Source organism: Sinorhizobium sp. 8-89, assembly GCF_030124325.1.
Taxonomy (GTDB): Bacteria; Pseudomonadota; Alphaproteobacteria; order Rhizobiales; family Rhizobiaceae; genus Sinorhizobium.
Window position 1 is genome coordinate 197870 of record NZ_JASKLR010000010.1, and the last position, 14061, is coordinate 211930.

General features: G+C 63.8%; 14 protein-coding genes and 1 pseudogene. 6 read left to right on the forward strand and 9 right to left on the reverse strand.

What is annotated here, in order from left to right:
- Window positions 1-38: 38 nt before the first annotated feature.
- Entirely contained in the window at window positions 39-1115 is a 1077-nt protein-coding gene (locus QN219_RS19940; protein WP_284001570.1) for a diguanylate cyclase, read from the forward strand.
- 139 nt (window positions 1116-1254) lie between these two features.
- On the opposite strand, the gene QN219_RS19945 is transcribed toward QN219_RS19940, so the two are convergent.
- Both QN219_RS19945 and QN219_RS19950 read right to left on the reverse strand, forming a co-directional pair.
- The gene (locus tag QN219_RS19945; RefSeq protein WP_173512802.1) at window positions 1255-1452 is read right to left on the reverse strand and encodes a hypothetical protein; all 198 of its coding nucleotides are present in this window, start codon (window positions 1450-1452) and stop codon (window positions 1255-1257) included.
- A gap of 123 nt (window positions 1453-1575) precedes the next feature.
- Window positions 1576-1920: a hypothetical protein gene (locus QN219_RS19950; protein WP_284001571.1), complete on the reverse strand. Its 345-nt coding sequence runs from the start codon at window positions 1918-1920 to the stop codon at window positions 1576-1578.
- Between the two features lie 223 nt (window positions 1921-2143).
- On the opposite strand from QN219_RS19950, the gene QN219_RS19955 reads away from it, so the two are divergent.
- The 3 genes from QN219_RS19955 to QN219_RS19965 all read left to right on the forward strand — a co-directional run bounded on the left by QN219_RS19955 (window position 2144) and on the right by QN219_RS19965 (window position 3931).
- A complete protein-coding gene (locus QN219_RS19955; RefSeq protein WP_284001572.1) occupies window positions 2144-3034 on the forward strand; it encodes a LysR substrate-binding domain-containing protein in 891 nt (296 codons plus the stop codon).
- A gap of 78 nt (window positions 3035-3112) precedes the next feature.
- Window positions 3113-3424: a metalloregulator ArsR/SmtB family transcription factor gene (locus tag QN219_RS19960; RefSeq protein ID WP_284001574.1), complete on the forward strand. Its 312-nt coding sequence runs from the start codon at window positions 3113-3115 to the stop codon at window positions 3422-3424.
- A 39-nt stretch (window positions 3425-3463) separates the two neighbouring features.
- Window positions 3464-3931: an SRPBCC family protein gene (locus tag QN219_RS19965; protein ID WP_284001576.1), complete on the forward strand. Its 468-nt coding sequence runs from the start codon at window positions 3464-3466 to the stop codon at window positions 3929-3931.
- Between the two features lie 17 nt (window positions 3932-3948).
- On the opposite strand, the gene QN219_RS19970 is transcribed toward QN219_RS19965, so the two are convergent.
- The gene (locus tag QN219_RS19970) at window positions 3949-4200 is read right to left on the reverse strand and encodes a hypothetical protein (RefSeq protein ID WP_284001578.1); all 252 of its coding nucleotides are present in this window, start codon (window positions 4198-4200) and stop codon (window positions 3949-3951) included.
- 170 nt (window positions 4201-4370) lie between these two features.
- Between QN219_RS19970 and QN219_RS19975 the strand changes: the two genes are divergently transcribed.
- Window positions 4371-6371 carry a BTAD domain-containing putative transcriptional regulator gene (locus tag QN219_RS19975; protein ID WP_284001580.1) on the forward strand — a complete coding sequence of 667 codons (2001 nt, stop codon included), beginning with the start codon at window positions 4371-4373 and terminating at the stop codon, window positions 6369-6371.
- A gap of 82 nt (window positions 6372-6453) precedes the next feature.
- On the opposite strand, the pseudogene QN219_RS19980 reads toward QN219_RS19975, so the two are convergent.
- The 3 genes and pseudogenes from QN219_RS19980 to QN219_RS19990 all read right to left on the reverse strand — a co-directional run bounded on the left by QN219_RS19980 (window position 6454) and on the right by QN219_RS19990 (window position 10072).
- Window positions 6454-7613 (reverse strand): annotated as a pseudogene (locus QN219_RS19980) (M20 aminoacylase family protein).
- A 12-nt stretch (window positions 7614-7625) separates the two neighbouring features.
- Window positions 7626-8861 carry a Zn-dependent hydrolase gene (locus QN219_RS19985; protein ID WP_284001582.1) on the reverse strand — a complete coding sequence of 412 codons (1236 nt, stop codon included), beginning with the start codon at window positions 8859-8861 and terminating at the stop codon, window positions 7626-7628.
- A complete protein-coding gene (locus QN219_RS19990) occupies window positions 8858-10072 on the reverse strand; it encodes a diaminopropionate ammonia-lyase (protein WP_284001583.1) in 1215 nt (404 codons plus the stop codon). The genes QN219_RS19985 and QN219_RS19990 overlap by 4 nt, the downstream gene beginning before the upstream one ends.
- A 217-nt stretch (window positions 10073-10289) precedes the next feature.
- Here QN219_RS19990 and QN219_RS19995 point away from each other — a divergent pair, with 217 nt between their 5' ends.
- Window positions 10290-10790 (forward strand): Lrp/AsnC family transcriptional regulator, encoded by a 501-nt coding sequence (locus QN219_RS19995; protein ID WP_284001584.1) that lies wholly within the window; start codon window positions 10290-10292, stop codon window positions 10788-10790.
- Window positions 10791-10821: 31 nt separating this feature from the next.
- Here the strand turns inward: QN219_RS19995 and QN219_RS20000 are convergent, their stop codons facing one another.
- From QN219_RS20000 to QN219_RS20010, 3 genes are read right to left on the reverse strand one after another with little or no spacing between them, the layout of a single operon-like run.
- Complete coding sequence (locus QN219_RS20000; RefSeq protein WP_284001585.1) at window positions 10822-11466, reverse strand: phosphotransferase-like protein; 645 nt, start codon at window positions 11464-11466, stop codon at window positions 10822-10824.
- Window positions 11467-11523: 57 nt separating this feature from the next.
- On the reverse strand, window positions 11524-13572 hold the full coding sequence (locus QN219_RS20005) for an ASKHA domain-containing protein (RefSeq protein ID WP_284001587.1): 2049 nt from the start codon (window positions 13570-13572) through the stop codon (window positions 11524-11526).
- 21 nt (window positions 13573-13593) lie between these two features.
- On the reverse strand, window positions 13594-13929 hold the full coding sequence (locus QN219_RS20010; RefSeq protein ID WP_284001589.1) for a hypothetical protein: 336 nt from the start codon (window positions 13927-13929) through the stop codon (window positions 13594-13596).
- Between the last annotated feature and the right edge of the window lie 132 nt (window positions 13930-14061).

Below are 14061 nucleotides of genomic sequence, written 5' to 3' on the forward strand. Positions count from 1 at the left end.
TTATCCAGCGTACCCAAGGCGCCCGAAGGAGGACGCGTGTGAGCGGTACGATGCATTTTCTGAACAGTCTGGGTCTGATGGCTTTACTGGCCATCTTCTACGGCTCGCTGCTGCGCCGACGCATGTCAAGTGCGCTGCGGAAAGTGGTGATGGGCGTGCTGTTCGGCGGTGCGGCGGCGATCGCGGTTTTCCAACCCATCTATCTTGGCTCCGGCGTGCTGGTCGATGCGCGCAACCTCATTGTCGGCTGCGCTTCCGCATTCTTCGGCCCGCTCGGGGCTTCCGCCACGCTGATTATCACTGCCATCGCCCGCGTCCACGCCGGCGGAATCGGATTGTCGGCCGGGCTTGCATCCATGGTCATCGCCTATCTGATGGGAGTCATCTGGGCGCGATCGGTGCGATCGCGGTTGAACAGCACCTTCGTGAGCTTCCTCGCGCTTGGCGCGATGATTTCGCTCAGCCTGCTCGGCGCGGTGCTGCTGCCGGCGGTGCTTCGAACGAAACTTTTGTCCGAGATCGGTGCCTTCAGCGTCGGCTTCAATCTCTTCGGAGCGGTCATTCTCGGCGGCTTCATCGATAGGGAACGGCGGCACGCGGCGCGTGAGTCGCGGCTCAGCAATGAAGCAAAGACCGATCCGCTGACCGGTCTCCTGAACCGGCGCAGTTTCCAGGAGCGATACGAACGGCAGGCGCAGGAACGCAACCGCATCGGCTCGGCCCTGCTGGTCGTCGATCTCGACCACTTCAAGGATATCAACGACGCCAATGGCCACGACGTCGGGGATATCGTGCTGCAGTCCGTCGGCCGTCTGCTGAGCGGCACCGTACGGCAAAGCGATGTCGTCGCCAGAATGGGCGGCGAGGAGTTCGTGGTTTTCCTGCCGAACACGGAATTCGGTAACGCGAGGTCATTGGCGGAGCGCATCCGGCAGAACGTTCAGGGGGCGGGCCTCGAGGTGGATGGCAGGCAGATCAGCATCACCACAAGCGTTGGCGGACACTGGCACCACGGCATCGTCGATCTCGCCGTGGCGCTGAAGCAGGCCGACGTCGCCCTCTACCGGGCGAAGGAAGGCGGCCGCAACAGGGTGGAGTTCAACCTGGCCGCCTGACTGGAACGTCCGGGACCATTTGCATCGGGAGAAGCCGCGAACCAATGCCCACAAACAAAAAGGGCATTCCGTTTCGGGAATGCCCTTGAGAGGTCAAGTCTTGCCCGATGTCGGGCGGGAGGACATTTGGCGTCGGCGCTCATTGTTCGGTCTTGTGAACCTCGTCGTCGGCGGACGGGAAGCCGATATCCTTCAGGGTGTCGTAGGAAAGGCTTTCCAGGACGACTTCATTGCGGTGCCGCTTCCAGGCGGCCCAGGCGCGGGCGCGCAGGTTGAACAGGCCGGGCAGGGCGGACAGCCCGTGGCTCGATGACGATGATGACTGGTTCGTGGACATTTCTGGTTCCTTCTGAGTCTCTCAAAAGGTCGCGACCATGAAAGTACATATGGTGCAACCTCATTGATCATTCAAACGAATATGTTTGATGCTTTTCATCAAACATGGTGATCGGTTGCCGCCTTATGAAACAACTTTATCCGATGGCGTCACCGGTTGTTGTTCCGCGAGTAACAGGTCATTCCTGACCCGTGCAGGAAGTTTCGCCAGTTCGCGGCGGGTTTCCACCCGGTTCCTGGCAATGTTGCTCGCGTGCCGCCTTGTGGCGATCCGGTCGATGATGGACCGGGCGTGCGACAGGAGGGCGAGGACGATGTCGCCGTCTCCGGCGATCTTCGAGGGAAGCGCTGCGGCTTCCGGCTGAAGCCGAACGATCGCGTCCTGCCTGGCATCGGCTGCCATCTGCCTGCCGGCTTTGACGTAAGAGGCATTGCCATGCGGTGTAATCACCAATGTCAACGCAGACATGAGCTTCCTCCTTCCGGGGATCGCGCTGCCCTGGGTCGATCCAGGAGCATGCACGGGATCGGTTCCTCGAAGTTTCGGCTGGATGTGAGCGAAAAATTCTCTTCGCCCTTGCCTGATCCTGCCCTGAACCTTCCTTGCAGCTTGACTATCGCTCACCAGTGATGTTCAATCAAACGAAATGAAATCATGTTATCTTTCAGATTTTCTGAATGAGGATCCCGCCATGAACATGATGTTGCGCCACGCGCTCCCGCTCCTCGAAATGGACGTGCTGAAGACCTTTGTCGCCATTGCCGAAACCGGCAACTTCACCACTGCGGCGGAGACCGTCTACCGCACTCCGTCGGCTGTCTCGATGCAGATCAAGAAGCTGGAGGAGCTGCTTGGTTGCACGCTGTTCCTGCGCGACGCGCGCTCGGTGTCGCTGACGCCGAAGGGCGAGATGCTGCTTGGCTTTGCCCGGCGGCTCTTGTCGCTCAACAACGAAACGGTATCGCGCTTCCTTCTGCCCGACATGAACGGTGTCGTCCGGGTTGGTGCGCCCGAGGATGTCGGCGAGCGGATACTGCCGGACGTGCTGAAGCGCTTTGGCGAATCCTACCCGAATGTCACCGTCGACGTATCGATCGGCATGAGCAACGCCATGCGCAAGCGGGTCGACGAGCATCGGCTTGACATCGCCATCTTCAACAGCCTGACCGACGATGTGCCGAAGGACACGGAAATCCTGATGCAGGAAAAACTCGTCTGGGCCGGCGTGAAATGCGGCAATGCGCATCTGCGCGATCCTCTGCCGGTTTCCATGTGGGAAGACGGCTGCGTCTGGCGCGCCGATGCGGTTGAGAAGCTGTCCCGTGCGGGGCGCAAGTTCCGCATCGCGTTTCTGAGCGCCTATACCACAGGGCAGCGGGCTGCGGTGCTCGCCGGCCTCGCCATTGCGCCGCTGCCGCGCTACCTCGTGCGGGGCGAGATGGTGCCGCTTGGCGAACACGACGGGCTGCCGGATCTCGGCCATTACGACATCGGCCTCAAGGTCATCGATGATGCGCCGGCGCCGGTGCTGGCGGTCGCGGAGCATGTGCGTGCCGCCTTTGCCGAACTCCAGATGCAATAGGCTACGACAGCGCCCGCCATTTGACGCCGCCTGCGGACGCCCTGGTTGACAACAATAAGCCATGACTTATAATAAGTCATGGCTTATGAAGATAAATTGTTCGCAGCCCTTGCCGACCCGACCCGGCGCGCGATTTTCGAGCATGTCGCCGGGCGGCGGCAGTCGGTCGCGGAGCTGGCACGCGTGATGCCGGTGTCGCAGCCGGCAATTTCTCAGCATTTGAAGGTCTTGAAGGAAGCGCGGCTCGTGCGGGACGAGGCTTCGGGCGCGCGCCGGATCTATTCGATCGATCCGGAGGGGCTGGGGCCTCTTCGCGCATGGCTCGACCGCTTCTGGAGCGACCAGCTTGCCGCCTTCAAGGCCGTTGTCGAGACGGCGGACGATAGCTGACACGGCATGAAATCATCGATGCAACGGGAGGAAAGCATCATGCACACGATAGACCCGGCTGCGGTCCGCAAGTCCGTCACTGTCCGCGCATCGCCGGAGAAAGCCTTCGATGTCTTCGTCAACGGCATGGGGAGCTGGTGGATCAAGGGTCATAGCCTCACCGAATCCGGTCAGAAGACGGTAATCGTCGAGGCCGTTGCCGGCGGCCGCTGGTACGAGGTCGGTAATGCCGGCGAGGAGCGGGACTGGGGTCATATCATTGCTTGCGACCGGCCGAACCGCATTCTCTTCGCCTGGCAGCTCAACGCCGATTTTGACTTCGATCCCGCGTTCCACACCGAAGTGGAAGTTCTCTTCGAGGCAAAGGGCGCGAACGAGACAATGGTCGTCCTTGAACATCGCCAACTCGAGAGCTATGGCGCCAGAACCCAGGAACTGCGCGGCGTGCTCGATTCCGAGAGCGGCTGGGGCGGGTTGCTGGCGTCCTATGTCGCGAAAGTGGCGTAAGCTCGTCGCGGCCGAGATCACCGCATGGACATCAAGGTGGTCATCTGGCCTGTCTTGATTTCGATGACGGGTTTTGGATCGCGCGCATCGGCCGGATAACCGATGTCTTTCAGCTCGTCACGGTTGAGGCTTTCGATCGCCTTCAGCGTCTGCGTGTGCCGGTGCCAGGTTGCAATGGCGGCGGCAATATTCTCAAGGCGCTCTGTCAGGGCGTGGACGATATCGCTCGCATGCGCCGCATGTCCGGAGTGAAATTCCGTGGTAGCCATCTCGGCCTCCATCTTCGATTGATGGAATGACCTTGCCACAGCGGCGTTTTGCCGCCGTTCAGGCAGGAGTGAAAAGCTGGCGAAGGCGAAGGCGCCAGGCGCTAAATCTGCGTTAAATCGAACACGATCGGTGCTAACGTGGCGCGTGTTCGTGAAAACGGAGCCAGCGCATGCGTATCCGATTGCTGGGGGATCTCACTGTCGTTTCGCCTTCGGACGAGCCGGTCAAGTTTACGACGCGCAAGACCGCGCTTGTCTTTGCCGCCCTGGTTCTCTCGGGGGGTCGCGGCGTGCGAAGGGCCTCGTTGGCCGATGCCTTCTGGCCGGGGCGCGGCCTGGCGCAGGCGCGCAACAGCCTGCGCCAGGCGCTCGTCGATATCCGGCGCGCCTTTCCCGCAGGCAATTGCGCCGCGATCGACATCGAGACGGATCTCGAAACCATTAGTCTTGCCGCCGGCTCCGGCGAGGCCGACATTTGGGTCTTCGATCGTCTGATCGAGCGGGGCGGGATCGGCAATCTCGCGGCGGCGGAACTTTATCGCGGTGATCTCCTTGCGGAGATCTCAATTCCCGAAGAACTCGAGCAATGGTTTCAGCCGCATGTCAGCAGCTACCGGCAGAAGGCGCTGCAACTCGTCGATCGGCTGAGCCGCGACCTGGAGCCTGGCGGCGACCGGGCTGGCGGCGACACGGGGGGCGTGCAGGCCTGCGAGCGCCTTGCCGAGCGGCTGCTCGCTTCGGAACCCGCCGCCGAGGAGGCCCATCGCGCCATGATCCGGCTTTACCAGCGCCGCGGGCAGGCGAACGCCGCCATGCGACAATATCTCCTCTGCCGCGAAGCCCTGCAGCGGGAACTCGGTGTCGAACCAGAAGCGGCGACGAGGGCGTTGATCGAAACGGCCCCGGGTCCCGAGACGCAGGAGAAGGCACCGTCCGTCGCGGCTGCGAAAACCCACGCCGCAGTGCCTCCCGAAAGGGAGCAGCCTTCCGTCGTTGTCATGCCCTTCGACAATCTGAGCAGCGAGGAGGACGACTATTTCGTCGACGGCGTCGTAGAGGAGATCACGGCGGCGCTGTCGCGCGTTCGCGATTTCTTCGTCATCGCCCGCCAGTTAGCCTTCACGTACAAGGGCCGCTTCATCGATGTCCGTGAAGTCGGAGCCGAGCTCGGGGTTTCCTATGTGGTGGAGGGCACGGTTCGGCGCGGCGGCGACCGTCTGCGCATCTCCGTGCAACTGGTCGACGCGGAATCGCGCAAGCAATTGTGGTCGGATCGCTACGAGGGGGCGAACGCGGATCTGTTCGAGTTCCAGGACCGGATCGCGGCCCAGGTCGCCGGCGCAATCCATCCGGCGGTGCGCCACGCGGAGATCGAATCCGCGACGCGCAAGCCGCCTGCGAATCTCAGAGCCTACGACCTGGTGATGCGGGCCTTCCCGAAACTCTGGGGACAGAATGCCGTTGCTATCGCCGAGGCCATGAAGACGCTCGAGGAGGCGCTGCAACTCGATCCGAAATACGGTCGGGCGCATGCGCTGCTTGCGTGGTGCCACGCGGTGAACATCACCTATCTCTGGTCGCCGGACCAGGCGGCAGAGTTGCAGGCGACGCTCGATTCTGTTCATCGTGCGTCCGGGCTGGTCGAGGACGATCCGACGGCGCTGACGGCTTGTGGGGCAGCCGCTAGTCTTGCCGGCGACCAGCAAAGAGCGTCCGCGTTCATCGAGAGCGCATTGGCGCTCGATCCGAACAATGCCTGGGCCTGGACTCGTTACGGATGGGTCGGGGTCTATCAGGACGAGGCGACCGAGGCGCAGGAGCGGTTCGAGCGGGCGATGCGGCTGAGCCCGCTCGACCCTTTCGTCTTCAATATGCGCATGGGGCTCGGGGCTGCCTATGCGCTTGCTGGCCGGTTTTCGGAAGCGGCCGCGATCGCCCGGGACGTGGTCACACGCCATACAAACGTCACCTGGGCGTATCGTCAATTGGCGGCCTGGGCAGCCATGAACGACGACATGAAGACAGCCCATTGGGCAGCCGAGCGATTTCTCGCCATTCAGCCCGACTACACGATCGCGAAATATGTCGCGCTTCCCTCGCTGCGTGACGTCAGCCGTTTCCGCGAAACGATGGCGGCAGGCATGAAGAAGGCGGGCCTGCCGGAGAATTAGGTCGTTTTCGCAACAATGAAATGATCTAGCTCCTTGAAACGACGCGGCCCGAGCCCGGAGGACCGCTACGCACGGGCATTACTCAGTCCGCCGGCAGACGCAGACGCTGCCTGACGATCGCGGCGTGAAAGCGGAGGCCGTGGATCAGCCCGGCGTCGTTGAAGTCGTAGGCGGGATTGTGCAGCGGCGCGGAGTCCCTGCCGTTGCCGAGGAAAACGAAGCAGCCGGGAACGTGTTCGAGGAAGCGGGCGAAATCCTCGGATCCAGTCATCGGCTCACAGGCCATGGCGATGTGGTCGGGTTCGAATACGGTCCTGGCGGCGGCGAAGGCTTCCTCGACGAGGGCCGCGTCATTGACGAGGGGCACGAATTCGCGCGTATAGGTCACCTCGGCAGAGACGTTGTGGGTCAGCGCCGTGCCTTTGGCGATCACGCGCATCTGTTTCTCGATCTCGGTGCTCACTTCCGGCCGGAAGCTGCGAGCGTCGCCAAGGATGCGGGCAAGGCCGGGCAGGGCGTTGCGAGTGCCATCGGTGAGGAGCTTCGTCACCGAGACGACACCGATATCGGCCGGGCTCAGGCGGCGGGAGACGATCGTCTGCAGGTTGATGACCAGTGCGCAGGCGGCGACGAGCACCTCGTTGGCCGCGTGCGGCCGCGCGGCATGGCCGCCGATGCCTTTGAGCACGATCTCGAAATTATCTTCCGCCGACATGATCGGGCCCGCCCGGGTTTCGAAATGATCGACGGGAAGGCCCGGCAGGTTGTGCAGCCCGTAGATCTCCTCGAAGGGAAACCGCTGCATCAGGCCGTCGTCGACCATGGCGAGCGCGCCCTTGCCCCATTCCTCCGCCGGCTGGAAGACGAAACGTACGGTACCGTCGAAACCGCCTTCCTCGGCAAGCAGCTTTGCAGCGCCGAGCAGCATGGTCGTGTGGCCGTCGTGGCCGCATGCATGCATCACGCCAGGGTTTTGCGAGCGATACTCGACCGCTCCCTGTTCCGGAATGCGCAGCGCGTCCATGTCGGCGCGAAGAGCAATGGCGCGGTTGCGCCGCCGCAGCGGAGCGTACCGACGACGCCGGTGCCGCCGACGCCTTCGGCAACGTCAAGCCCAGATTCCCTGAGCTTCGCCGCGACGAAGGCGGAGGTCCGCTTTTCCTCGAAGCCGAATTCCGGATGGGCGTGAAGATCGCGCCGCCATCCTGTCATCTGCTTTTCAAGCATCTCGAGATCGGTCATCGGAGCGTTCCTTCAGTCTGCAGCCAGCCGTTGAATGACATCGAAGAGGACATTGGCGCCGGCGACAAGGTCGGCGTCGGCCGTATATTCGCGTGGGTTGTGGCTGATGCCGCCAACGCTCGGCACGAAAATCATTGCCGCCGGCGCGATCCGCGCGATCATCTGCGCGTCATGGCCGGCGCCGGAGGTCATGCGTTTCGAGACGAGGCCGCGCCCGCGGGCTGCCTCCTCAATGATCCCGACAATCTTTGCGTCGAAGGTCACCGGCTCAAACCGCGCGAGGCGCTCCGCCGTAACAGTCATGCTCTCGGCAGCCGCCAGGTCCTGCAGATAGCCGGCGAGCGCGGCTTCCTCCACCTTCAGCCGTTCCGCGTCGGGATCGCGCAGGTCGACGGTGAACATGGCGCGCGACGGGATCACGTTGATGGCGCTCGGCTCGAAGGCGATACAGCCGACGGTGGCGACGGTGGGCGTATTGGATGCTATTGCGCGATCGTGCAGGAAGCCGATCACGCGGGCGGCCGCGTGGCCGGCATCACGCCGCATCGACATCGGCGTCGTGCCGGCGTGATTGGCGACGCCCTCGATCGTAATCCGCTGCCAGGAAATGCCCTGCAGGTTCTCGACGGCTCCGATCGGCACGCCTTCGCGCTCCAGGACCGGGCCTTGTTCGACATGGAGTTCGACATAGGCATGTGGCTTCGAGAGGCCGGGCACGCCGGCACCGGCATAGCCGATGCGTCGCAGTTCCTCGCCAAGCACGCTGCCGTCCGTGCCGACAATCGCAAGCGCCTCGTCAATCGAAAGCCCGCCGGCATAGACGAGCGAGCCCATCATGTCGGGGGCATAGCGAACGCCCTCCTCATTGGTGAAGGCGGCGATGGCGATCGGGTGGGCGAGGGCGGTACCGGCCTCCCTCAAGGTCTGGATCGTCTCCAGACCGGAAAGCACACCGTAGCAGCCATCGTAAATGCCGGCGTCGATGACGGTGTCGATATGCGAGCCGATGAGAACGGGCGCATTCTCCGCGTTGCGGGCATCCCGCCAGACGCCGAAGATATTGCCGATCTGGTCGACCTCGATCTCAAGCTCCGCCTCGCGAAGCCACTGGACAAGCCGATCCCGCCCGGCCTTGTCCGCGTCCGACGCCGCGAGTCGGGTCAATCGGCTATCGCTGTCGCGGCCGATTTCGCCGAGGGCGCGGATGCGGCTGAGCAGCCGCTCTGCATTGATCGAGAGGGCGCTCATGCCGTCGCCCGCTGTGCCTGCCGGCGGCCGATGACCTCCGCCGGGGTCATACCGACGAGCTCGGCATAACGTTCCGGATCCGTCGCCCCTTCGGTGTTGAAAAGCAGGACGCGAGAGGTTTCGTCGAGGTCGAGCGCCGCCCTGATGGCGGGGGTGGTCGCCGCCCGGAGGAGGCCTGCGAGCCCCGCGCCCCCGCTTTCTCCGGCAACGATCGCCGGATCGTTGCCGGACGGGCGCGCCAGCCGGTTCATTGCGGCAATGGCGTCCTGCTCATCGACGGTCATGAAGACGTCCGCGACGTGCTTTAGCACCCGCCAGGCGACGAGCGAGGGATCATAGCATTCGAGCATGGCCATCACTGTCGGCTCGCCATGGGCGATCTTGACGGGATGCCCGGCACGGGCCGTCTCGAAGATGCACGCGGCGCGCACTGGGTCGACGACGGTGAAGGTCGGCCGCCTGTCGCCGAACGTAAGCGCGAGATGACCGCTGACGGCTGCGGCGACGCCACCGACGCCCGCCTGCACGAAGACATGCGTCGGCGGCTCCGGCAGCCGGCGCAGCGCCTCCCGCACCATCGCCGTGTAACCCTGCATCACCAGTCCGGGAATGCGCTCATAGCCTGCCCAGGACGTATCGGAAACGATCGTCCAAAGATTCAGGAGCGCGACCCTCGCCGCTTCGGCAACGGTATCATCATAGGTTCCCTCGATCCGGACAACCTCGGCGCCGAAGCGGGAGATCGCCGCGACGCGGGCCTCGCTGACGCCGCTGTGAACGAAGATCACCGCTTTCGCGCCAACGAGCTCGGCCCCTTGCGCTACCGAACGGCCGTGATTGCCGTCGGTCGCGCAGGCGAAGGTCATCGTCGCCGTCACGGCTTTCACCTCCGACGAATGCAGCTCGGCGATATCGACCGGGCGTCCGAGGCGCCGTTCCGCCTCTTCCAGCACCAGCCGGATCACCGCATAGGCGCCACCGAGCGCCTTGAAGCTGCCGAGACCGAGCCGATGGCCCTCATCCTTGACATGGACCGCGCCGACGCCGAGTTCGCGGGCGAGCGCCGGCAGCGCAGGCAGCGGCGTCTCGGCGTGATTGGCGCGATGCGCGAGGAAGCGCTCGACCGTATCGGCCCCGGCTTCTCCAAGCGTTTCCGCATCGACGGTGTCGAGCGGCTTGTTGTGGTCCGGATGGGTATTTAGAAGAAACATGGGCGTCCTCGTTCATCAGCGGGATGAGGAAAAGTGCAGGCGGTTTTCCGCCCACATCCCGCGCCGCAAAGAGCGGGAATGAGGAAAAGTGTAGGCGGTTTTGCGCCCGCATCCCGCGTGTCAAACCAGCAGGTCGGCGAGTTTATATTGCAGAGCGCATGAAAATTGCGCTGTATTCCGGCATGTGAAATGCAAGTTTGTTTCGTGGAGAGAATGCTTGGCAAAGACTCGTCCCGAAATCGCCCTCGATTCATTCGACCTGGCGATCCTGAAGATCCTGCAGAAGGACAATGCCACGCCACAGCGCTCGATCGGCGAGGCGGTCAATCTCTCGGCACCGGCCGTGCAGCGGCGTATCAAGCGGATGGAGGAGGCGGGCGTGATCGCCGCCAATTGCGCCATTATCGACCCGAGCAGGGTCGGCCGGCCGATCACGATCTTCGTCGAGGTCGAGGTGATCAGCGAGACTGCCGAACTGATCGATGCGGCGAAGGCGGAGTTTTCGGCCGCACCGGAGGTGCAGCAATGCTACTACGTCACCGGCGAGGCGGATTTCATCCTGGTCATCGTCGTGGCGACCATGGCCGACTACGAGGCGCTGACGCGACACCTCTTCTTCGGCAACAACAATGTCAAGAAATTCCGCACCTTCGTCGCCATGGACCGGGTCAAGATCGGGCTGACGGTGCCTCTCGGGACGTCCGGGCCGGAGCGCTGACGTCGGAACCGTCCCGCGGGCTCGTGCGCGACTACATGCTGATGGCTGCCAATTTCTGAAATGCCGTTGGCACGACCGGCCCGTCCTGCAGCCGTTTGTGGATGAGAGCGGCGCATTCTTCCGGCGTGGCCGAGGACGTGTTCACTTCGAGGTCGTAGATACCTGGGCGGTGTATCTCCCGCTGCCAAGCCAGGATCGGTTGCGGTATGGGCTCGCCCTCAATGCCGGCAAGATAGCGGCCCTCGCGACCCGGTTGGCCGCGATTGCGCCTCTCCATGATCGTCTCGATCGAGCAGCGTACCCCGACGAAGAGCACCGGCAGCTCGATGAGACGGCGCGCGCAATCCGCAAGGATGTGTCGCGGCTCGCCGTAGGCTTCGTGATGTCCGACATCGGCGACGACGTTGAGGCCCAAGCGGCTGTGTGCTGCAATCGATTCGTAGAGGGCCGCGTAGAACACGGGCACCAGGCGTTCTATCTCCGGCAATTCGCCGCCCGGCCGCAGCCCGATGCCTGGCCAATACCGTCGAGGCGTGATGCGCTCCATGTATGCGTCGACGCCAAGGTTCATCCAGACGCCCTCGAACGTCTTCTGAATCACGTCGACGATGCTCGACTTGCCCGAACGCGGCGCGCCGTTCAGAAGGACGATCCGACCGGGATTGCCGTTGTCCATGGGATCATTCTCCCGTTCGCTGGGCAAAGGCGGGCGAGACGGAGTCGGAAATGGCGCCTACTCCCGGCTGCGGCGCCTCCTGCGGCCGCCGCCTTCGCCATCGTCAGCCAGCACCTTGCGCTCGGGAAGCGTGACCACCTCGGAGAGCTTCGGGAAGGCGTCGATCTTGTTCGGCATGGCCATGGCGTTGATGAAATGTTCCTGAAATTTCGGTTCAAGAGCCGTCTCGATCTTCTCGATTTTCCTCACGGTTTCCTCGATCTCGCGGCGGTGGCCGCGATTGAGGAGAGCCATCAGCGCGCCGGTGCCGGCGGCATTGCCAACCGCCTTCACCTCGGTAAGGTCGCAATCCGGGATGAGGCCCAGCACCATGGCGTATTTCGGGTCGATGAAGGAGCCGAAGGCGCCGGCGAAGCGGATCGTGTCGACATGGTCGACGCCCTGCTTTTCCATCAAGAGCTTGATGCCGGCATAGAGCGCGGCCTTGGCAAGCTGGATCGCCCGGATGTCGTTCTGCGTGACAGTGATGCGTTGCTCGCCCTCGTGCAGAAGGTAGGAGAAGGTGCGGCCGTTCGGCATGATGCGCGGGGTTTTTGCCGCCATGGCGCCGTCGACGACGCCGTCCTGCGAAATGATGCCGGTCAGGTACATCTCGGCGACGACCTCGATGATCGCCGAGCCGCAGATCCCAGTAACGCCGACCGCGGCGGCAGCCTCGGCAAAACCCTCCTCGTCCGACCACTTGTCGACGCCGATCACGCGGAAGCGCGGCTCCAGCGTCTCGGGGTCGATGCGCACGCGCTCGATCGCTCCGGGCGCGGCGCGCTGGCCGGAGGAGATTTCGGCACCCTCGAAGGCCGGCCCGGTCGGCGAGGAGGCGGCGACGACCCGTTGCCGGTTGCCGAGCACGATCTCGGCATTGGTGCCGACATCGACGAGCAGCATCATCTTGTCCTGCCGGTGAGGGCCTTCGGAAAGCGTGGCGCCGGCGGCGTCGGCCCCGACATGGCCGGCGATGCAGGGCAGCATGTAGAGCCTTGCGCCGCGATTAACCTCGATGTCGATCTCGTGCGCCCAGTATTGCAGCGCGCCGGAAACGGCGAGCGCGAAGGGCGCCTGGCCGAGTTCTGTCGGGTCGATGCCGAGGAAAAGATGATGCATGATCGGGTTGCCGACGATGACCATGTCGAGGATGTCGTGGCGGTCGATCTCGCCTTCGGCGCAGACCTTGCCGATCAGGCCGTTCACCGCCTCGCGCACCGCCTTGGTCATCGCCTCGCGGCCATCCGGGTTCATCATGACGTAGGAGACGCGGCTCATCAGATCCTCGCCGAAGCGGATCTGCGGGTTCGACGCGCCCGAGGAGGCGACGATGCGACCGGAGAGGAGCGACACCAGATGCATGGCGATCGTCGTCGAGCCGATGTCGCAGGCGACGCCGTAGGCCTCGTTCTTGAGACCTGGCCAGAGGCCGACGATGAAGGGACGCGAGGAATCCATGTCCCGGTGGATCGCGGCGGTCACGGTCCAGTTGCCCTTGCGCAGGATGCCCTGCACCTGCGGGATCAGGTGCGGCGCGATCAGGAGATCCTTCCAGCCCCAGTCCTTTTCGAGGACGGCCTTCATCCGGTCGAGATCGCCGAGCGGTTTGTGCATGTCCGGCTCATCCACCTCGACATAGCAAAGCTGGACGGCGGCATTGCGCTCGATCACCCGATCCGTCGCGGCCTTGCGCACCACCTGCGCATTGATGACGGTATCCTGCGGCACGTCGATGACGAGATCGCCGAGAATCTGCGACGAGCAGGAGAGGCGTCGGCCGTCGGGCAGTTCGCGCACGCTGGCGTAGCGCTGCTCCTTCGGGCCTATCGGCGAGATGTGGTCGTTCGACGAGACGATCTTGTGCTTGGCGAAGTTGCCTTCCTGCACGGAAACCTGGCAGCGGCCGCAGGTCGCGCGGCCGCCGCAGACGCTTTCGACATAGACCCCGAGCGAACGCGCGGCGTCAAGGATCGGCGTGCCGACCGGGAAGCGGCCGCGCTTGCCCGATGGCATGAACAGCACCAGCGGATCGTTCTTGTTTTCCTTCGAGGACACGTTCAGCATCTTTCTGCCTCGCCAGCCGACTTACTTCCGAAGCCTGCGGACATTGGCCCGCACGCGCTTGGCATAGGGACGAAGCGCCGCCGCCGTCACCCGGTCGTGACCGCCGGAAACTGCCTTCCCAGCGGCAAAGGCTGCCGCGAGCCCCATTCCCTCTTTCGCGATGGCGATGTTCGCTGCCACGACGCTTTCCGCGACCGCAGCCATCTTCTCCGTCACCATGCGCCTGGTTTCGGCATAGTCCGTTGCAGAGCCCGTCATAGCGGCAATTGCCATTGCTTGTGTGCGGGCGGCAATGACCATGGGCGCCTGGAACCACAGCGCCATCAGATCGCTCGCGAGGGAATGGTGCTTTGCCATGACTATTCCGCCCGCGCAGCGGCACCGGCCCGCGCCGCGCGTCCGCCACGCCGTCCGCCGCCGCCAGCCGGCGCCGCAGCGGCGACGGCGGGGCCGCCTTCGGCCGGCTTGTGGTCACGATAGGTCAGGATC